14 protein-coding genes are annotated in these 14,173 nt (G+C 61.8%); 10 read left to right on the top strand and 4 right to left on the bottom strand.

All coding sequences use genetic code 11. The annotated features are described in order from the left end of the window. A partial coding sequence (locus tag CIT25_RS22005; RefSeq protein WP_167391080.1) for a porin occupies nucleotides 1–664 on the top strand: 664 nt, incomplete at its 5' end. A 439-nt stretch (nucleotides 665–1,103) separates the two neighbouring features. Here the strand turns inward: CIT25_RS22005 and CIT25_RS22000 are convergent. Next, entirely contained in the window at nucleotides 1,104–2,777 is a 1,674-nt protein-coding gene (locus tag CIT25_RS22000) for a tetratricopeptide repeat-containing sulfotransferase family protein (RefSeq protein WP_095486583.1), read from the bottom strand. A gap of 117 nt (nucleotides 2,778–2,894) precedes the next feature. Between CIT25_RS22000 and CIT25_RS21995 the strand changes: the two genes are divergently transcribed. Beyond that, complete coding sequence (locus CIT25_RS21995) at nucleotides 2,895–4,007, top strand: pyridoxal phosphate-dependent aminotransferase (RefSeq protein ID WP_095486582.1); 1,113 nt, start codon at nucleotides 2,895–2,897, stop codon at nucleotides 4,005–4,007. Between the two features lie 30 nt (nucleotides 4,008–4,037). On the opposite strand, the gene CIT25_RS21990 is transcribed toward CIT25_RS21995, so the two are convergent. Beyond that, complete coding sequence (locus tag CIT25_RS21990) at nucleotides 4,038–4,547, bottom strand: MarR family winged helix-turn-helix transcriptional regulator (RefSeq protein ID WP_095486581.1); 510 nt, start codon at nucleotides 4,545–4,547, stop codon at nucleotides 4,038–4,040. Between the two features lie 157 nt (nucleotides 4,548–4,704). Here CIT25_RS21990 and CIT25_RS21985 point away from each other — a divergent pair, with 157 nt between their 5' ends. The 8 genes from CIT25_RS21985 to CIT25_RS21945 all read left to right on the top strand — a co-directional run bounded on the left by CIT25_RS21985 (nucleotide 4,705) and on the right by CIT25_RS21945 (nucleotide 12,575). Continuing rightward, a complete protein-coding gene (locus tag CIT25_RS21985) occupies nucleotides 4,705–5,355 on the top strand; it encodes a TetR/AcrR family transcriptional regulator (RefSeq protein WP_095486580.1) in 651 nt (216 codons plus the stop codon). Nucleotides 5,356–5,432: 77 nt separating this feature from the next. Further along, on the top strand, nucleotides 5,433–6,596 hold the full coding sequence (locus CIT25_RS21980) for an isovaleryl-CoA dehydrogenase (protein ID WP_095486579.1): 1,164 nt from the start codon (nucleotides 5,433–5,435) through the stop codon (nucleotides 6,594–6,596). 186 nt (nucleotides 6,597–6,782) lie between these two features. Continuing rightward, nucleotides 6,783–7,070, top strand: coding sequence for an AbrB/MazE/SpoVT family DNA-binding domain-containing protein (locus CIT25_RS21975; protein WP_245329935.1), 288 nt, complete (start codon nucleotides 6,783–6,785; stop codon nucleotides 7,068–7,070). Then, nucleotides 7,067–7,450, top strand: coding sequence for a type II toxin-antitoxin system VapC family toxin (locus CIT25_RS21970; RefSeq protein WP_095486578.1), 384 nt, complete (start codon nucleotides 7,067–7,069; stop codon nucleotides 7,448–7,450). Before CIT25_RS21975 ends, CIT25_RS21970 begins: the two co-directional genes overlap by 4 nt. A 4-nt stretch (nucleotides 7,451–7,454) precedes the next feature. Beyond that, a complete protein-coding gene (locus CIT25_RS21965) occupies nucleotides 7,455–9,062 on the top strand; it encodes a carboxyl transferase domain-containing protein (RefSeq protein WP_095486577.1) in 1,608 nt (535 codons plus the stop codon). 2 nt (nucleotides 9,063–9,064) lie between these two features. Next, nucleotides 9,065–9,592, top strand: a complete 528-nt coding sequence (locus tag CIT25_RS21960) for an O-acetyl-ADP-ribose deacetylase (protein ID WP_095486576.1) — start codon at nucleotides 9,065–9,067, stop codon at nucleotides 9,590–9,592. Nucleotides 9,593–9,656: 64 nt separating this feature from the next. After that, a complete protein-coding gene (locus tag CIT25_RS21955) occupies nucleotides 9,657–10,079 on the top strand; it encodes a hypothetical protein (protein WP_245329934.1) in 423 nt (140 codons plus the stop codon). Nucleotides 10,080–10,607: 528 nt separating this feature from the next. Further along, on the top strand, nucleotides 10,608–12,575 hold the full coding sequence (locus CIT25_RS21945; RefSeq protein WP_095486575.1) for an acetyl/propionyl/methylcrotonyl-CoA carboxylase subunit alpha: 1,968 nt from the start codon (nucleotides 10,608–10,610) through the stop codon (nucleotides 12,573–12,575). 113 nt (nucleotides 12,576–12,688) lie between these two features. Here CIT25_RS21945 and CIT25_RS21940 read toward each other — a convergent pair whose 3' ends face one another. Further along, complete coding sequence (locus CIT25_RS21940; RefSeq protein WP_095486574.1) at nucleotides 12,689–13,810, bottom strand: ABC transporter substrate-binding protein; 1,122 nt, start codon at nucleotides 13,808–13,810, stop codon at nucleotides 12,689–12,691. A 172-nt stretch (nucleotides 13,811–13,982) separates the two neighbouring features. Continuing rightward, nucleotides 13,983–14,138, bottom strand: a complete 156-nt coding sequence (locus CIT25_RS36420; RefSeq protein WP_158302626.1) for a hypothetical protein — start codon at nucleotides 14,136–14,138, stop codon at nucleotides 13,983–13,985. Nucleotides 14,139–14,173 lie beyond the last annotated feature (35 nt).

Raw genomic sequence — 14,173 nt, 5'->3', positions numbered from 1 at the left:
ATCGGCCTTCGATACGTTCATCGGCTACGCCGGCAACGTCATGAACGATACGCTGGTTCCCTATGGCGGCTTCGACACCAACGTCGTCCAGTACTACTTCGACGCCGGCAACGGCTTCTCCGCCGTCGTCTCGCTCGAAGAAGGCTACGGCCCCTTCACGATCGACAGCTACGTTCCGCATGTCGTCGGCGGCGTGAAGTGGACGCAGGGCTGGGGCGCGATCACCGGCGTCGTTGCTTACGACAGCGCCTACGAAGAGGTGGCCGGCAAGGTTCGCCTCGACATCACGCCGATGGAGAACCTGTCGCTGTTTATCATGGCCGGCTACGGCACGGACGACAACCTCACGGATCCGGACTGGAGATTCCCCGCCGGCGGCCGCGGCATGTACAAGCTGTGGAGCGGCAATTGGGCAGTCTGGGGTGGTGGCACCTACACCATCAACGAGAAGACCTCGTTCAACACCCAGATCTCGTATGACGAGGGCGAAAACCTCGGCGTCGTGGCGAACATCGCCTATGACATCGTCCCCGGCCTGACGATCACGGCGGAAGCCTCCTACTTGCACGCCGGAGAGTTCGGCGAGGCCGGCTTCTCCAACTGGACCGGTGCGGACGACGAGGACAGCTTTGGCGGCCAGCTCCGCTTCCAGCGCTCGTTCTAATCAGCATCGTCTGACTGAACTCGAACCCGGCGGGCAACCGCCGGGTTTTTTCGTATCGGCCTGGCTGTCAAATTGCGTATGCATGCGCCGCTGATACCGGCCATGGATCGTTCTCTGTTAGATCGGCCTGCAGCCGCCAATCTCCAACACTGGCGATTGGCCAAAAGCCACCATGCCTTCGTCGTCCCAGGGCGGAGCGAACGCAAAGCGGGAGCGCAGCCCCTGGGATGCATGCGGTCCTCACTTGGAAACAGGTTAACTCAAAGGCTGGCGATCCTTCGCGCCCCCTCTGTCCGGCAGGCCAGAGGGGCGCGCTGTCCCTCCAGCGTCTCGAAAGATTCTGCACCGCAGCAGCGCTTGGCGGCTGAAGGTCGGTTGGTAGCGAACCTATGCGATCCAGAGTCTCGTGCCCCCCCCAACGCGGACCGCCTACCTCAAGTCAAATCTCTGCAAGATCGCCCAGCGACTGTATCAGCGGCTGAATTTCGTTTTCATAATTCTTCCAGCGCTTGACGGACGATTTGTAAATCGGTTGCCGAACCTGCCAGCGACTGGGCGTGTTGACCGAACCATCCCTGTCGAAAAAGCGCAGGCAGGCGTCATCCCAAGGCAGCCCGAGATAATCTATGAGGCGGCGCGACTGCGCCTCCTGGTCCTCAACCAGTGTTTCGTAGCGATTTTCGAAGATGAGGCCGGGAAAAACCTCGTTCCAATGCCGCATCAGGCGGTCATATTCGCGATAATACAGGCCTAGTGTTTTCAGGTCGGTATTGTAGCTGTGTCCCTCGCTGAAGTTGAGGACAAAGCAAGAGACGCAATTGTCGATGGCGTCACGACGGCAATGAATGATGCGCGCGTTGGGAAAGAGAAGGCCGATAAGGCCGATCAGTTCAAAATTGTGCGGCTCCTTATCGACGACGCGAAGCGCGGCAGGCGCCCGCTCCCGCAAATAGGACAGGTGCTCTTCGGCCAAGGTTCTGGACAGGTCTTCCGTGATCGACATGATTGGCTGGTTCAAATTCCCAGCCGCTGAGGTTTTGAGGCCGATTGCATTCGCGACCCGCCTTAATTTGCTAAGCTCCCCTGCACCATGAACAACTGGATGGCTGGCGCAGATCTGCTCCGTCAGCGTCGTCCCCGAGCGGGGCATGCCAACCACGAACACAGGCACTTCGGAAGGATTTGCATAGCCGGCCCTGGTAGCTAAAAAGTCCGGCGTGAAGATTTCAATCATCGAGTCGACCCAGCGACGATACAAGTCGATATCGAACTCGTAGCCGGAGGCCTGTTTCGCCTTGTTGAAATGGTCGAATGCCTCACTATAGCGCTTGAGGTCGTTCAGCACCTTGCCGGCGGCATAATGGAGTTGCAGCGCGCCGGCTGGATGGAGCTTCGGGCTGGCGAGTTCACGAAGGATGAATTGGAGTTCCTCAGGCTCTTCGGTGAACTTTCGCGTCTGTACAAGGTCGTTGTAGGCGCTCGGCACCTCAATGCGACGTTCGATCGCTTCTTTCAGGTAGACGGCGGCTTCATCCATGCGCCCCAGGCCGCTAAGCGCGCTGGCCAGACCCGCTCGAACCTTGGGATGGTCGCGGTTGATTTTCAGCGCCTTCTCGTAGAGCGGCAATGCCATGTCTGGTTTGTCAAACGCTATGTAAGCGCGCCCCAGTGCACAAAGTGCCTCGATAAGGTCCGGCTGCAGTTTCAAGGCGTACTGCATATGCTTGATTGCTGGCGAATATTCGCTGACCTTCACATAGGCCTCGCCCAGGCTGAGGTGGTAATAGGCGTTTTTAGGTTCCTCGCCGACCGCCCGTGCGAAATATCGCAAGGCCATCTCATTATCATAACCCAGATATAAGGTCCCCAAGATGTACAACGCGAGCGGATGGTTTGGTGTGCGCGCCAGAACGCGAAGGCATAGATCCTGAGCCTCGTCGAGGCGCTTTGCCTGCTGATGGATATATGCCTGTTTCAGCAGCGCGTCGTCGGCCTGCGCACGCGATTGAGCGTTTCCTTGATTCACTATCGGCGTCAGTATCGGCGCCTTCGCTTTTGGCGCGGGGCCGGGCTTGAGGTGCTTGGACCAGGCAGGCGGGAGTCGATTGTTCATGATATCTCGCTAGCAAAACGAGCGGGGAAAATCCAGCATGCTGGTTGCAGCCAAGGGGAGCTTGCGCGGCCAACTGTGCCGCGCTAGCAAGAAGCCCCTTTGGAACGAGCCTTTGCCATGCGCCAGCGCCCTCCCCTCACGCCAATCATCAGCGCGCTTCCTTCGACGGTGCCGTTTGTCGGCCCGGAGGCGCAGGAGCGGGACCGCGGCCGCGCGTTTCGCGCCCGCATCGGCGCCAATGAGAGCAGTTTCGGGCCGTCGCCGCGCGTCATCGCCCGCATGGCCGGTGTCGCCCGCGACATGTGGATGTATTGCGACCCCGACAATCACGATTTGAAGGTGGCCGTCGCCGCGCATCTCGGCGTCAGCGCCGAAAACGTGGTTGTCGGCGAAGGCATAGACGGTTTGCTCAGCCTCGTGGCGCGCATGTATGTGGCGCCCGGCGATGCGGTGGTCACCTCGCTCGGCGCCTATCCGACCTTCAACTTCCATATTGCCGGCGTCGGTGGCCGGCTGGTCGCGGTTCCCTACGAGAACGACCGGGAAAGCCTGGACGGCCTATTGGCTACGGTCGCCAAGGAAAACGCGCCGCTGGTCTATTTGTCCAACCCAGACAATCCGATGGGAAGCTGGTGGGAGGCGGCCGAGCTCGTCCGCTTCATCGAAGCCCTGCCAGAAACCACCATGCTGGTGCTCGACGAGGCCTATGGCGAGATGGGCCCGGCCTCGGCGCTGCCGTCGATCGATATCTCCAGGCCGAACGTCATCCGCATGCGTACCTTCTCGAAGGCCTACGGATTGGCCGGCATACGCTGCGGCTATGCGGTGGCGGACGCCCAGGTGATCCGCGATTTCGAGAAGATCCGCAACCATTACGGCGTCAGCCGCATGGCGCAGATCGCCGGCGTCGAGGCGCTTGCCGATCAAGACTATCTGGAGAGTGTGGTGGCGCGGGTCGCTGCCGGCCGCCGGCGCATCGCAGAGATAGCCGAAGCGAACGGGCTGAAGCCGCTGCCTTCGGCAACAAATTTCGTCACCATAGACTGCGGCGGCGACGGCGCCTTCGCGCTAAGTGTGCTGCAGGCGCTGCTGTCGCGTGACGTGTTCATCCGCAAGCCGATGGTGCCGGTGCTCGACCGCTGCATCCGGGTCAGCGTCGGCCTCGACCACGAGCTCGACATCTTTGCCGAGGAGCTGCCCGGTGCGCTGGCGGCGGCTCGGGGGAACTGAGGATCGCAAAGTCGTCGTTTCGGCCTGCCGCTATTTCCCCCCGTCACCGAGCAGGCACATGACCCGCTTCAAGGCGTCCGCAAGCTCGGCGGCTTCGTTGTCGGCCAGGCCAGCCGTCAGCCGGGTGAGATCGCGATCCGCCGCCGACTGAAGCGTGGCCAGCTCCGAGTTTCCCCGCGCGGACAGCGACAGGATGCGCCGACGCCGGTCGCCCGGGTCTGCACGCAGTTCGGTCAGGCCCATGGCGGCGAATTTTCTGAGGATCCGCGTGACATAGGCCGGGTCCAGCCGGAGTTCGCCGGCAATCGAGGACGCCGCCGGCCCGAGATCGAGATGGAATGCCTGCGCGAGAAACCCTGCCTCGCCGCTCGGGTTGGCAGCGCCGACGCCCGCCCGGTGACCCAGCTCGAACAGCACCCGCGCCTCGGTTAGCGTGTAGGTACTCTGCATCAAGGTCTCGTCGAGCAGCCCGATCAAGCTGGTGTAAAACCGGTTGAAATGGCGGATTTCGGTGACCATCGCATTCCGCACATCCGGCATGTCGGGCTCCTTCTCAGGAAATTCTACACCCAGATCATCACCATATTATTTGACTTAGTCAACCATTCGAAAAAACACAATCCCTATCCTGCAATGCATTCAGATCTTGAATTAATTGAACGTTCGTTTTATTATTGCACCTCTCGATGAGGTGACCATGGCGCGCACGACCGGTTCCGACGGGGAAAAGACCGAAGCAGCGGTCCGCGAGGCGGCGGTCAGCCTGATCGCGCGTCTTGGCTACGAGGCGATGTCGATGCGCCAGCTGGCCGCCGAGGTCGGCGTGCAGGCGGCCGCGCTCTACCGCTATTTCCCGACCAAGGAAGACCTCTTGTTCACGCTGATGCGCGAGCACATGGAAGGGCTGATCGAGGCGTGGGACGCGGCGCGCCCGACCGTGGCCGATCCGGCGACGCGGCTTGCCGCCTATGTCGAAAACCACATCGCCTTCCACATCGAGCGGCGCCACTCCACCCATGTCTCGAACATGGAATTGCGCAGCCTGTCGCATGACCGCCTGACGCAGGTCCTGCGCATGCGCACGGCCTATGAAAAGGAACTGCGCGCCATTCTGCGCGACGGCGCAGAAGCTGGCGTCTTCAGCGTCGAAGACACCGGGCTGACGGCCATGGCTCTGATCCAGATGATGACCGGCGTCATCGTCTGGTTCCGGCCAGGCGAGCGGCTATCGATCTCGGAGGTAACCGCCACATATCTTTCAATGACGATGCGCCTGGTTGGGGCAGCCCATGGCGCGACTACGACCTACGGCGCCGTGCGCGCCTTCGAACGCGCAAGGACGCTGTAGCACTTTGATTTTGCGCATGGTCCCTCCCGAAATCGGAATCGAATTCGATTTCGGGGCCATGCGCCGGGAGGAACGGCATGTACACGCACACACTCAACTTCGGACTTGACGAAGACATCGAGGCGCTGCGCGACCTGGTGCGGCGCTTCGCCCAGGAAAAGATCGCGCCGATCGCCGCCGAGATCGACCGCTCGAATGAGTTTCCGGCGCATCTGTGGCGCGAATTCGGTGGGCTCGGCCTGCTCGGCATCACCGCCGATCCGGATTTCGGCGGCACCGGCATGGGCTATCTCGCCCATGTGGTCGCAATGGAGGAGATTTCGCGTGCCTCGGCCTCGGTCGGCCTCTCCTACGGCGCCCATTCCAACCTCTGCGTCAACCAGATCAATCGTTGGGCGACGCCGGCACAGAAGGAAAAATATCTGCCTACGCTGTGCAGCGGCGAAAAGGTCGGCGCGCTGGCAATGTCGGAATCCGGCGCCGGCTCCGACGTCGTGTCGCTCAAGCTGCGCGCCGAAAAGCGCAACGACCGCTACGTGGTCAACGGCACCAAGATGTGGATCACCAACGGCCCGGATGCCGAGACATTGGTCGTCTATGCCAAGACCGATCCGGAACTCAGTTCGCGCGGGATTACCGCCTTCATCGTCGAAAAGTCGATGGCCGGCTTTTCCGTGGCGCAAAAGCTCGACAAGCTCGGCATGCGCGGCTCGAACACCGGCGAACTGGTTTTTTCGGATGTCGAGGTGCCGTTCGACAATGTGCTGCATGAGGAAGGGCGCGGCGTCGAAGTGCTGATGTCGGGCCTCGATTACGAGCGCACCGTGCTCGCCGGCGGTCCGATCGGGCTGATGGCGGCGTGCCTCGATGTGGCGGTCCCCTATGTGCACGAACGCAAACAGTTCGGGCAGCCGATCGGCGAGTTCCAACTGGTGCAGGGCAAGCTCGCCGACATGTATACGGTGATGAACGCCGCACGCGCCTACGTCTATGCCGTCGCCGCCGCCTGCGACCGCGGCCAGACGAGCCGCAAGGACTCCGCCGCTTGCGTGCTGTTCGCAGCCGAGAAGGCGACGCAGATGGCGCTCGACGCCATCCAGCTACTGGGCGGCAATGGCTACATCAACGACTATCCGACCGGCCGGCTTTTGCGCGACGCCAAGCTCTACGAGATCGGCGCCGGCACCAGCGAAATCCGCCGCTGGCTGATCGGGCGGGAAATCATGGCAGAGGGAATGTAGTGGCACTATCTTGAAAATTGCCATTTATAGTACAACATGCCATATATTCGAAATATGGCACGTTTCTGGAACGAGGCGACAATGGCGAGCGGAACGAGAAAAGCTGGGTTTGACGAAAATCCGCAAACGCAATTCGAGGCCGGATCTCGGAAGGCTCCGCTCCGGGTTCCAGCGAAACGCGAGCGCGTGAAACTTGGCGAAGGCGGACGCTTCGTTATCCCGGCAGCGATGCGCGAGGAAATGGGCGTGAAGCCTGGTGAGGACTTGATCCTTCATGTCGAGAACGGCGAGTTGCGGGTAAGGTCGTGGCTCCAAAATCTGCGGCGCGTCCAGGCGGAATTGTCGGCTTTGAAAAAGCCGGGCGAAAGCGTCGTCGACGAATTTCTCAAGGAGCGGCGCGAAGAACAGCGCCGAAGCGATGAGCGTTTGGACCGGCTTCATGCCGAAGGAACGGCGAGGAAGGGAGCGAAGTGAAACCCTACGTCATGGACAGCTCCGCGGCGCTTGCGATCCTGCTCAACGAGAAAGGCACCGATATCGCCTTGGGTTTCGCGCCGGACGCACAATGCAGTTCCGTCAATGCGGCCGAAATCATCGCCAAGCTGATCGACAGAGGACGCAGCATGGAGGAGGCCGCGGACGACCTCGCCAGCCTCGGCATGCCGGTCGCCGTCTTCGACGAAGCGATGGGCATCGCAGCCGGGCAGCTTCGCGAGCTGACGCGACATCGCGGCTTGTCGTTGGGCGACCGGGCCTGCCTCGCACTGGCAATTTGCGAGAATGCCATTGCCGTCACCGCCGATCGCGACTGGGGCGACCTGGATATCGGCTGCAAGATCGAACTGATCCGGTAACGCCATGACCACCCTCACCTCGCAGATCTCGCCCGCCTCCGACACCTTCCGCGCCAATGCCGAGCGCATGCGGGCGCTGGTCGTTGACATTGCGGAAAAGGCGGCAACCGTCGAGCGTGGCGGCTCGGACGAAGCGCGCGAACGGCACCAGAGCCGCGGCAAGCTTTTGCCGCGCGAGCGCCTATCGCAATTGCTCGACACCGGCTCGCCATTTCTCGAGATCGGCCAGTTCGCGGCGTGGTCGATGTATGGCGAAGACATCTCATCGGCCGGCCTCATCGCCGGCATCGGCCGTGTCGAAGGCACCGAAGTCATGGTCGTCGTCAACGACGCCACGGTGAAGGGCGGCACCTATTATCCGCTGACGGTGAAGAAGCATCTGCGCGCGCAGGAGATCGCGCTCCAAAACAAACTGCCTTGCGTCTATCTGGTCGACAGCGGCGGCGCCAATCTGCCCAACCAGGACGAGGTGTTCCCCGACCGCGACCATTTCGGCCGCATCTTCTACAATCAGGCCAACATGTCGGCTTCAGGCATACCGCAGATCGCCTGCGTCATGGGTTCGTGCACGGCGGGCGGCGCCTATGTGCCGGCGATGTCGGACGAGACGATCATGGTGCGCAACCAGGCGACCATCTTCCTCGGCGGCCCGCCGCTGGTGAAGGCCGCCACCGGCGAGGATGTCAGCGCGGAGGAGTTGGGTGGCGCCGATGTGCACACGCGGCTTTCCGGCGTTGCCGACCACTATGCGCTGGACGACGAGCATGCGCTGGCGATCGCACGCCGCATCGTCAAGAACCTGAATCGAAAGAAGGAGATCGGGCTGGCACTTCGCGATCCGATTCCGCCGCTTCATGCAGCCGATGAGCTCTACGGCATCGTGCCGACGGATCTGCGCCAGCCTTATGACGTGCGCGAAGTGATCGCGCGCATCGTCGACGGCTCCGAGTTCGACGAGTTCAAGCAGAATTACGGCACCACGCTGGTCACTGGCTTTGCCCATCTCAACGGCATGCCGGTCGGCATCATCGCCAACAACGGCGTGCTGTTCTCCGAAAGCGCGCTGAAGGGTGCGCATTTCATCGAGCTGTGCTGCCAGCGCAAGATCCCGCTGATCTTCCTGCAGAACATCACTGGTTTCATGGTGGGGCGAAAATACGAGGCCGGCGGCATCGCCAAGGACGGCGCCAAGCTGGTGATGGCCGTCGCCACGGCGCGCGTGCCGAAGGTGACCATGATCATCGGCGGCTCGTTCGGCGCCGGCAATTACGGCATGTGCGGACGCGCCTATTCGCCGCGTTTTCTTTGGATGTGGCCTAATGCCCGCATTTCGGTGATGGGCGGCGAGCAAGCGGCAACCGTGCTTGCGGTCGTCAAGCGCGAGGGCATCGAGCGCAAGGGTGGCGAATGGAGCGCGGAGGAAGAGGCGAAATTCAAGAAGCCGATCCTGATGAAATACGAGCATGAGGGCCACCCGCTCTATTCGTCAGCCCGCCTCTGGGACGACGGCATAATCGATCCGGCCAAGACGCGCGAGGTGCTGGCGCTCAGCCTTTCCGCGGCGCTCAACGCCGAGATCGAGGAGACAAGGTTCGGCGTGTTCAGGATGTGACGATGAGCGAAAGCGATCAGAGGATTCGCGTTCATATCGGCGACATCACGAAGCTGGCGGTCGATGCCATCGTCAACGCCGCCAACACCTCGCTCTTGGGCGGCGGTGGCGTTGACGGCGCCATTCATCGAGCGGCCGGCCCTGAACTTCTGGCGGAATGCCGAACACTCAATGGCTGCAAAGTCGGCGACGCTAAGCTCACCAAGGGTTACAGGCTGCCGGCACGCTACATCATCCACACGGTCGGGCCGGTCTGGCAAGGCGGCGGCAAACGCGAAGCCGAGTTGTTGGCCTCCTGCTATCGCCGGTCGCTCGAACTTGCCGCCGCCAAGGGTTGCCGGACGGTGGCATTTCCGGCGATCTCGACCGGTGTATACCGATATCCAAAGGACCAGGCGACGCAGATCGCCGTTGGCACCCTGCGTGCCTTCATCGGCCAAAACGCGATCCCGGAAACCGTCATCTTCTGCTGCTTCGACCAGCAAACGGCGGAACTATACGAGCAGGCGTTGCTGCTTGGCGGAGCGTGACCGGCACAGGTAAGAAAATCCATCCATAGTTTTCAGATTTATTTTCATTCACCGATCTGGCCAGATGAAAGAATCGCGGCTATTGCTCATTGCAAATACCAATGGGGATTGGGCGAAGATGAGACTGCCGCTTTTTCAGAAAACAACTATGTCTGTACTTGCAGGATTGCTTATGTTAGCGGCACCTGACGCTAGTGCAGCCGAATCGCTGGCGGGAAGCAAAGGCGACAGCCGCTACCCTGTGTATTTCGCGCCGGGCTCTACGGGAGGCTGTCAGAAGGCATACAAGGCCTATGTGGCGACTGGCAGCCATTCCGCCTATGCGTCGACCCCCTTCAATTGGGCGACCGAGTTCGTGGTTTGCGCACGTGCGAATGCATCGTCGCAAAAGGCTGCAGAGACGCTGGCGCTGAAAGACTGTCAATCCGCCAGGAAGCAATACAAGGTCACGACAGCGGGAGTCTGCAGCATCGCCGCCTCCAAGTAGCAATGCCTGTTGCCTCAGTTCATTCCAAGGGGGAAAAATGAAACCGAGATACGTCCAGAGAACAATTACATCGATACTTGCAGGATTTCTTATACTCACGGCACCTGGCATCGGAGCGGCGGAATCGTTGGCGGGAAGCAAAGGCGACACCCGTTTCCACCCGTTTTTGCCGCGGAACTCGAAGGATCCGTGTACCAAGGCTTACAACGCCTATGTAGCGGCCAGCGGCCATTCAGCTTATGCGACCACCCCATACATGCGGGTGACTTCATTGTACATCATCTGCGGGTCGCGCTTGAATGCACCGTCACAGAAAGCTGCCGAAGAGCTGGCATTGAAATCCTGTCAGGCCACCCGCAACAGTTACAAGGTCACGACAGGTGGGGGTTGCGAGGTCGCAGCCTCCAAGTAAGCAGTCCTCGCTTACCGATACTTTGACAATGGCCGGACTGCAAAGCAGGGTGTTGCCACAGCTCGCGTGAAGGAGCATTCGCGCCGTTGGCGGCAAGCTCTGGCTTTGGAGGTCCCATGTTCGCCAAAATCCTGATCGCCAACCGCGGCGAGATCGCCTGCCGGGTGATCCGCACGGCACGCAAGTTGGGCGTGCGTAGCGTTGCCGTCTATTCCGACGCCGACGCCGGGGCCCTGCATGTCGAGATGGCCGACGAAGCTGTGCATATCGGTCCCTCGCCTGTCGGCGAAAGTTATCTGCGCGGCGACAAGATTGTCGCGGCGGCTTTGGCCACCGGCGCGGAAGCCATCCATCCCGGCTACGGTTTTCTGTCGGAAAACCCTGATTTCGTCGACCAGGTGACGGCAGCCGGGCTCGTCTTCATCGGCCCGTCGGCCGCCTCGATCCGCGCCATGGGGCTGAAGGACGCGGCCAAGCGGCTGATGGAGAAGGCCGGGGTGCCGGTGGTGCCCGGCTATCACGGCGAGGCGCAGGAGATCGTGCTGCTCGCCTCCAAGGCACGCGAGATCGGCTATCCCGTTCTGATCAAGGCGCGCGCCGGTGGCGGCGGCAAGGGCATGCGGCGCGTGGAACATCCCGACGACTTTTCCGAGGCGTTGTCGGGTGCGCGGCGCGAGGCCAAGGCCGCTTTCGGCGACGACCGCGTGCTGGTCGAGAAATATGTCGAGAAGCCGCGCCACATCGAGGTCCAGGTGTTCGGCGACATCTTCGGCAATGTCGTGCATCTCTACGAGCGCGACTGCTCGGCGCAGCGCCGCCACCAGAAGGTGATCGAGGAAGCCCCCGCCCCCGGCATGACACCGGCATTGCGCAAGGCGATGACGGAGGCGGCGGTGAAGGCCGCCAAGGCGATCAACTATTCCGGCGCCGGCACGATCGAGTTCATCGTCGACGCCTCGCAAGGGCTGAAGGCCGACCGCTTCTGGTTCATGGAAATGAACACCCGGTTGCAGGTCGAGCATCCCGTCACAGAAATGGTCACCGGAGCCGATTTGGTCGAATGGCAGTTGCGGGTGGCCGCCGGCGAAAAGCTGCCGAAAACGCAGAGCGAGATCACGCTCTCCGGTCACGCCTTCGAGGCGCGCATCTATGCCGAGGACGCGGCAAAGGGTTTTTTGCCGGCGACGGGCACGCTGCATCACCTGAAATTTCCGGATACTGCGCCCGAGGGCGCCAGCATGCGGATCGAGACCGGTGTGCGGGCGGGCGATGTCATCTCGCCCTTCTACGACCCGATGATCGCCAAGTTGGTGGTGCACGGCAAGAACAGGCAGGCGGCGCTCGAAGCCTTGGGCATAGCCCTTTCGCGGACCGAGATCGCCGGCTCGACCGTCAACACCGCCTTTCTCGCGGCTCTTGCCGCTGACGCGGATTTTTCGGCAGGCGATGTCGATACCGGTCTGATCGGCAGGCATCAGCAAGCACTGACCGCAGTCCCGCCGCCGAGCAGCGAGATCGTCGCCGCAGCTGCATTTGCGGCATCCGGGGCCGGGGCTCAGGCGCCGTCCAACGACCCGTGGTCGTCGCTTGCCGGCTATGCGCATTTCCACACTGTTCCGCGGCGCACGCGGCTGCGCTACGGCGAGGACGAGATCGTCGCGCTTGTGTCGGTAATGCGGCCGGACGGGCGCTTCCAAGTGGCACTGGACCCGCCTTATGACAGCGCCAATCCGCTTGATCTTCGCGCCGCCCCTCGCCTCGCCCGCTGGCCAGGCAACGTCACCGTGTTCGAAGGCGCCGTCGGTTACAGCTTCGCGGTGCCGGACCCGTTGGCAAGGGCCGACGAAATCGCCGCCGGTTCAGACAGCCTGCGGGCGCCGATGCCGGGTCTGGTCAAGCTGGTGCGTGCAGCCAAGGGCGAGGTCGTCATCAAGGGCCAGCCGCTGCTGATCCTGGAAGCGATGAAGATGGAGCACACCATCGCCGCTACCCATGATGGGGTAATCGCCGAAATCGCGGCCGAGGGGGCGCAGGTCACCGACGGGACGGTGCTGGTGCGTTTTGCCGAGGAAGCCCACGGCTGACCGCTGTTCCCCATCCATAAGGCGACGTCGACACGCGCCACAAACGCACCGCCCAAATGAAAATGGCCGGGTCAGACCCGGCCATCTCCGTTTACCGCAGGCTATGCCAGTTGTTACGGCTGGATCGGCGCGTATTTGCCGTCGTGCCACTGGTTGATGTCGTAGCTGACGTTCTTGAGGTCGCCCTTTTCGTCAAAAGTGACCGAGCCGACGACGGTGCTGATCGGCTCGCCGTTCTTCAATGCCTCGGCAACCTTGGCCGGGTCGTCGCTGCCGGCGCGCTTGATGCCCTCGGCAAAGGCCTGGATCACGGCATAGGAGAACAGCGTGAAGCCCTCGGGCACGAAGCCGCCCGCCTTGATCTTTTCGACGGCCTCTTTGGCTTCGGGCTTCGCCTGCGGATCCGACGGGAAGACGAACATGGTGCCTTCGCCGGCCGGACCGGCAACCTGCCAGAATTCCGGCGTGGCAATCGAGTCCGGCATGATCAACTGATACTTCAGGTTCTGTTCCGCCGACTGGCGCAGGATGAGGCCGGCTTCGGGGTGATAGCCGCCGAAATAGATGACGTCAGCCTTCAGGTCCTTCAGCTTGGTGACAAGCGCCGCGTAGTCCTTTTCACCGGCGTTGATGCCCTCGTAGAGTATCTCGTTGAGACCGTTCTGGTTCATCGTTGCCTTGACGGCATCGGCCACGCCCTGCCCATAGGCGCTCTTGTCGTGCATGATGACGACGTTCTTGCCGGCATATTTCTTGGCGATCCACGGGCCGATGAAAGCGCCCTGGGCATCGTCGCGCGTATAGAGGCGCATGATCGTCGGCCAGCCGGCTTTCGCGGCCGCGTCGGTCAGTACCGGGTTGGACGAAGCCGGGCTCATCATCAGCGCGCCGGCTTCGGCGTAGACGGCCGAGGCCGGAATGCTCGAGCCCGAGCAGGCATGGCCATCGATGAACTTGACGCCGTTGGCAACGATGCGGTTGGCGACCGAAACCGCCTGTTTCGGATCACACTGGTCATCCTGGACGTCGAGCTTGATCTGGCGGCCGTCGACACCGCCGGCCGCGTTGATCGCGTCGGCGGCGGCTTGCGCGCCCTGCTTGAACTGGTCGCCGATGGTGGCAAGCTGACCGGTCATCGGTCCGACCACCGAAAAGGTGATGTCGTCAGCGAAGGCAATCGGTGCACTCATCATCAGGCCTACTATGGCCGCGCTCAAAATACCCAACTTTTTCATGGTGATATTCCTCCACTCTCGCGCGGCCGCACCGGCCGCGCCTCTTCCAGAGTGGGCGGGAGAATTTCACCCTTCGCCAAGCCTGTCTAGGCGCATCGCCAGCACTCGATTGGGCCTGCACCTTTCTGTTTGACCATGATCTTTTTCCAAAAACCGGTTCCACTTTCTGGGATCATGGTCCCGAAAACGCAAAAGCCGCGCCGGCCTTGTTCCGGCCGGTCGCGGCTTCGTCGATCGAACCATCCCCGAACGCGCCCGCGCCCGAAAACCGCTCGCCTTCCCTGTCGTCGCGCAGCTTGGCCGTATCGGCCTGCCGCTTTCTTGTCATTGTTGGTGAGACCGTCTTGCGCGGCCTTGTTCTTG

The organism is Mesorhizobium mediterraneum, assembly GCF_002284565.1.
GTDB classification, from domain to species: Bacteria; Pseudomonadota; Alphaproteobacteria; order Rhizobiales; family Rhizobiaceae; genus Mesorhizobium; species Mesorhizobium mediterraneum.
Note: the sequence above shows the minus strand (reverse complement) of the source record. Positions and strands in the feature narration are given on the sequence as shown.

What these genes read in the sequence shown, in the direction of transcription:
- CIT25_RS22000 (WP_095486583.1), bottom strand. Translation starts at nt 2,777, where the DNA reads ATGAACAATCGACTCCCGCCTGCCTGGTCCAAGCACCTCAAGCCCGGC.
- CIT25_RS21995 (WP_095486582.1), top strand. Translation starts at nt 2,895, where the DNA reads ATGCGCCAGCGCCCTCCCCTCACGCCAATCATCAGCGCGCTTCCTTCG.
- CIT25_RS21990 (WP_095486581.1), bottom strand. Translation starts at nt 4,547, where the DNA reads ATGCCGGATGTGCGGAATGCGATGGTCACCGAAATCCGCCATTTCAAC.
- CIT25_RS21985 (WP_095486580.1), top strand. Translation starts at nt 4,705, where the DNA reads ATGGCGCGCACGACCGGTTCCGACGGGGAAAAGACCGAAGCAGCGGTC.
- CIT25_RS21980 (WP_095486579.1), top strand. Translation starts at nt 5,433, where the DNA reads ATGTACACGCACACACTCAACTTCGGACTTGACGAAGACATCGAGGCG.
- CIT25_RS21965 (WP_095486577.1), top strand. Translation starts at nt 7,455, where the DNA reads ATGACCACCCTCACCTCGCAGATCTCGCCCGCCTCCGACACCTTCCGC.
- CIT25_RS21960 (WP_095486576.1), top strand. Translation starts at nt 9,065, where the DNA reads ATGAGCGAAAGCGATCAGAGGATTCGCGTTCATATCGGCGACATCACG.
- CIT25_RS21955 (WP_245329934.1), top strand. Translation starts at nt 9,657, where the DNA reads ATGAAAGAATCGCGGCTATTGCTCATTGCAAATACCAATGGGGATTGG.
- CIT25_RS21945 (WP_095486575.1), top strand. Translation starts at nt 10,608, where the DNA reads ATGTTCGCCAAAATCCTGATCGCCAACCGCGGCGAGATCGCCTGCCGG.
- CIT25_RS21940 (WP_095486574.1), bottom strand. Translation starts at nt 13,810, where the DNA reads ATGAAAAAGTTGGGTATTTTGAGCGCGGCCATAGTAGGCCTGATGATG.
- CIT25_RS36420 (WP_158302626.1), bottom strand. Translation starts at nt 14,138, where the DNA reads ATGACAAGAAAGCGGCAGGCCGATACGGCCAAGCTGCGCGACGACAGG.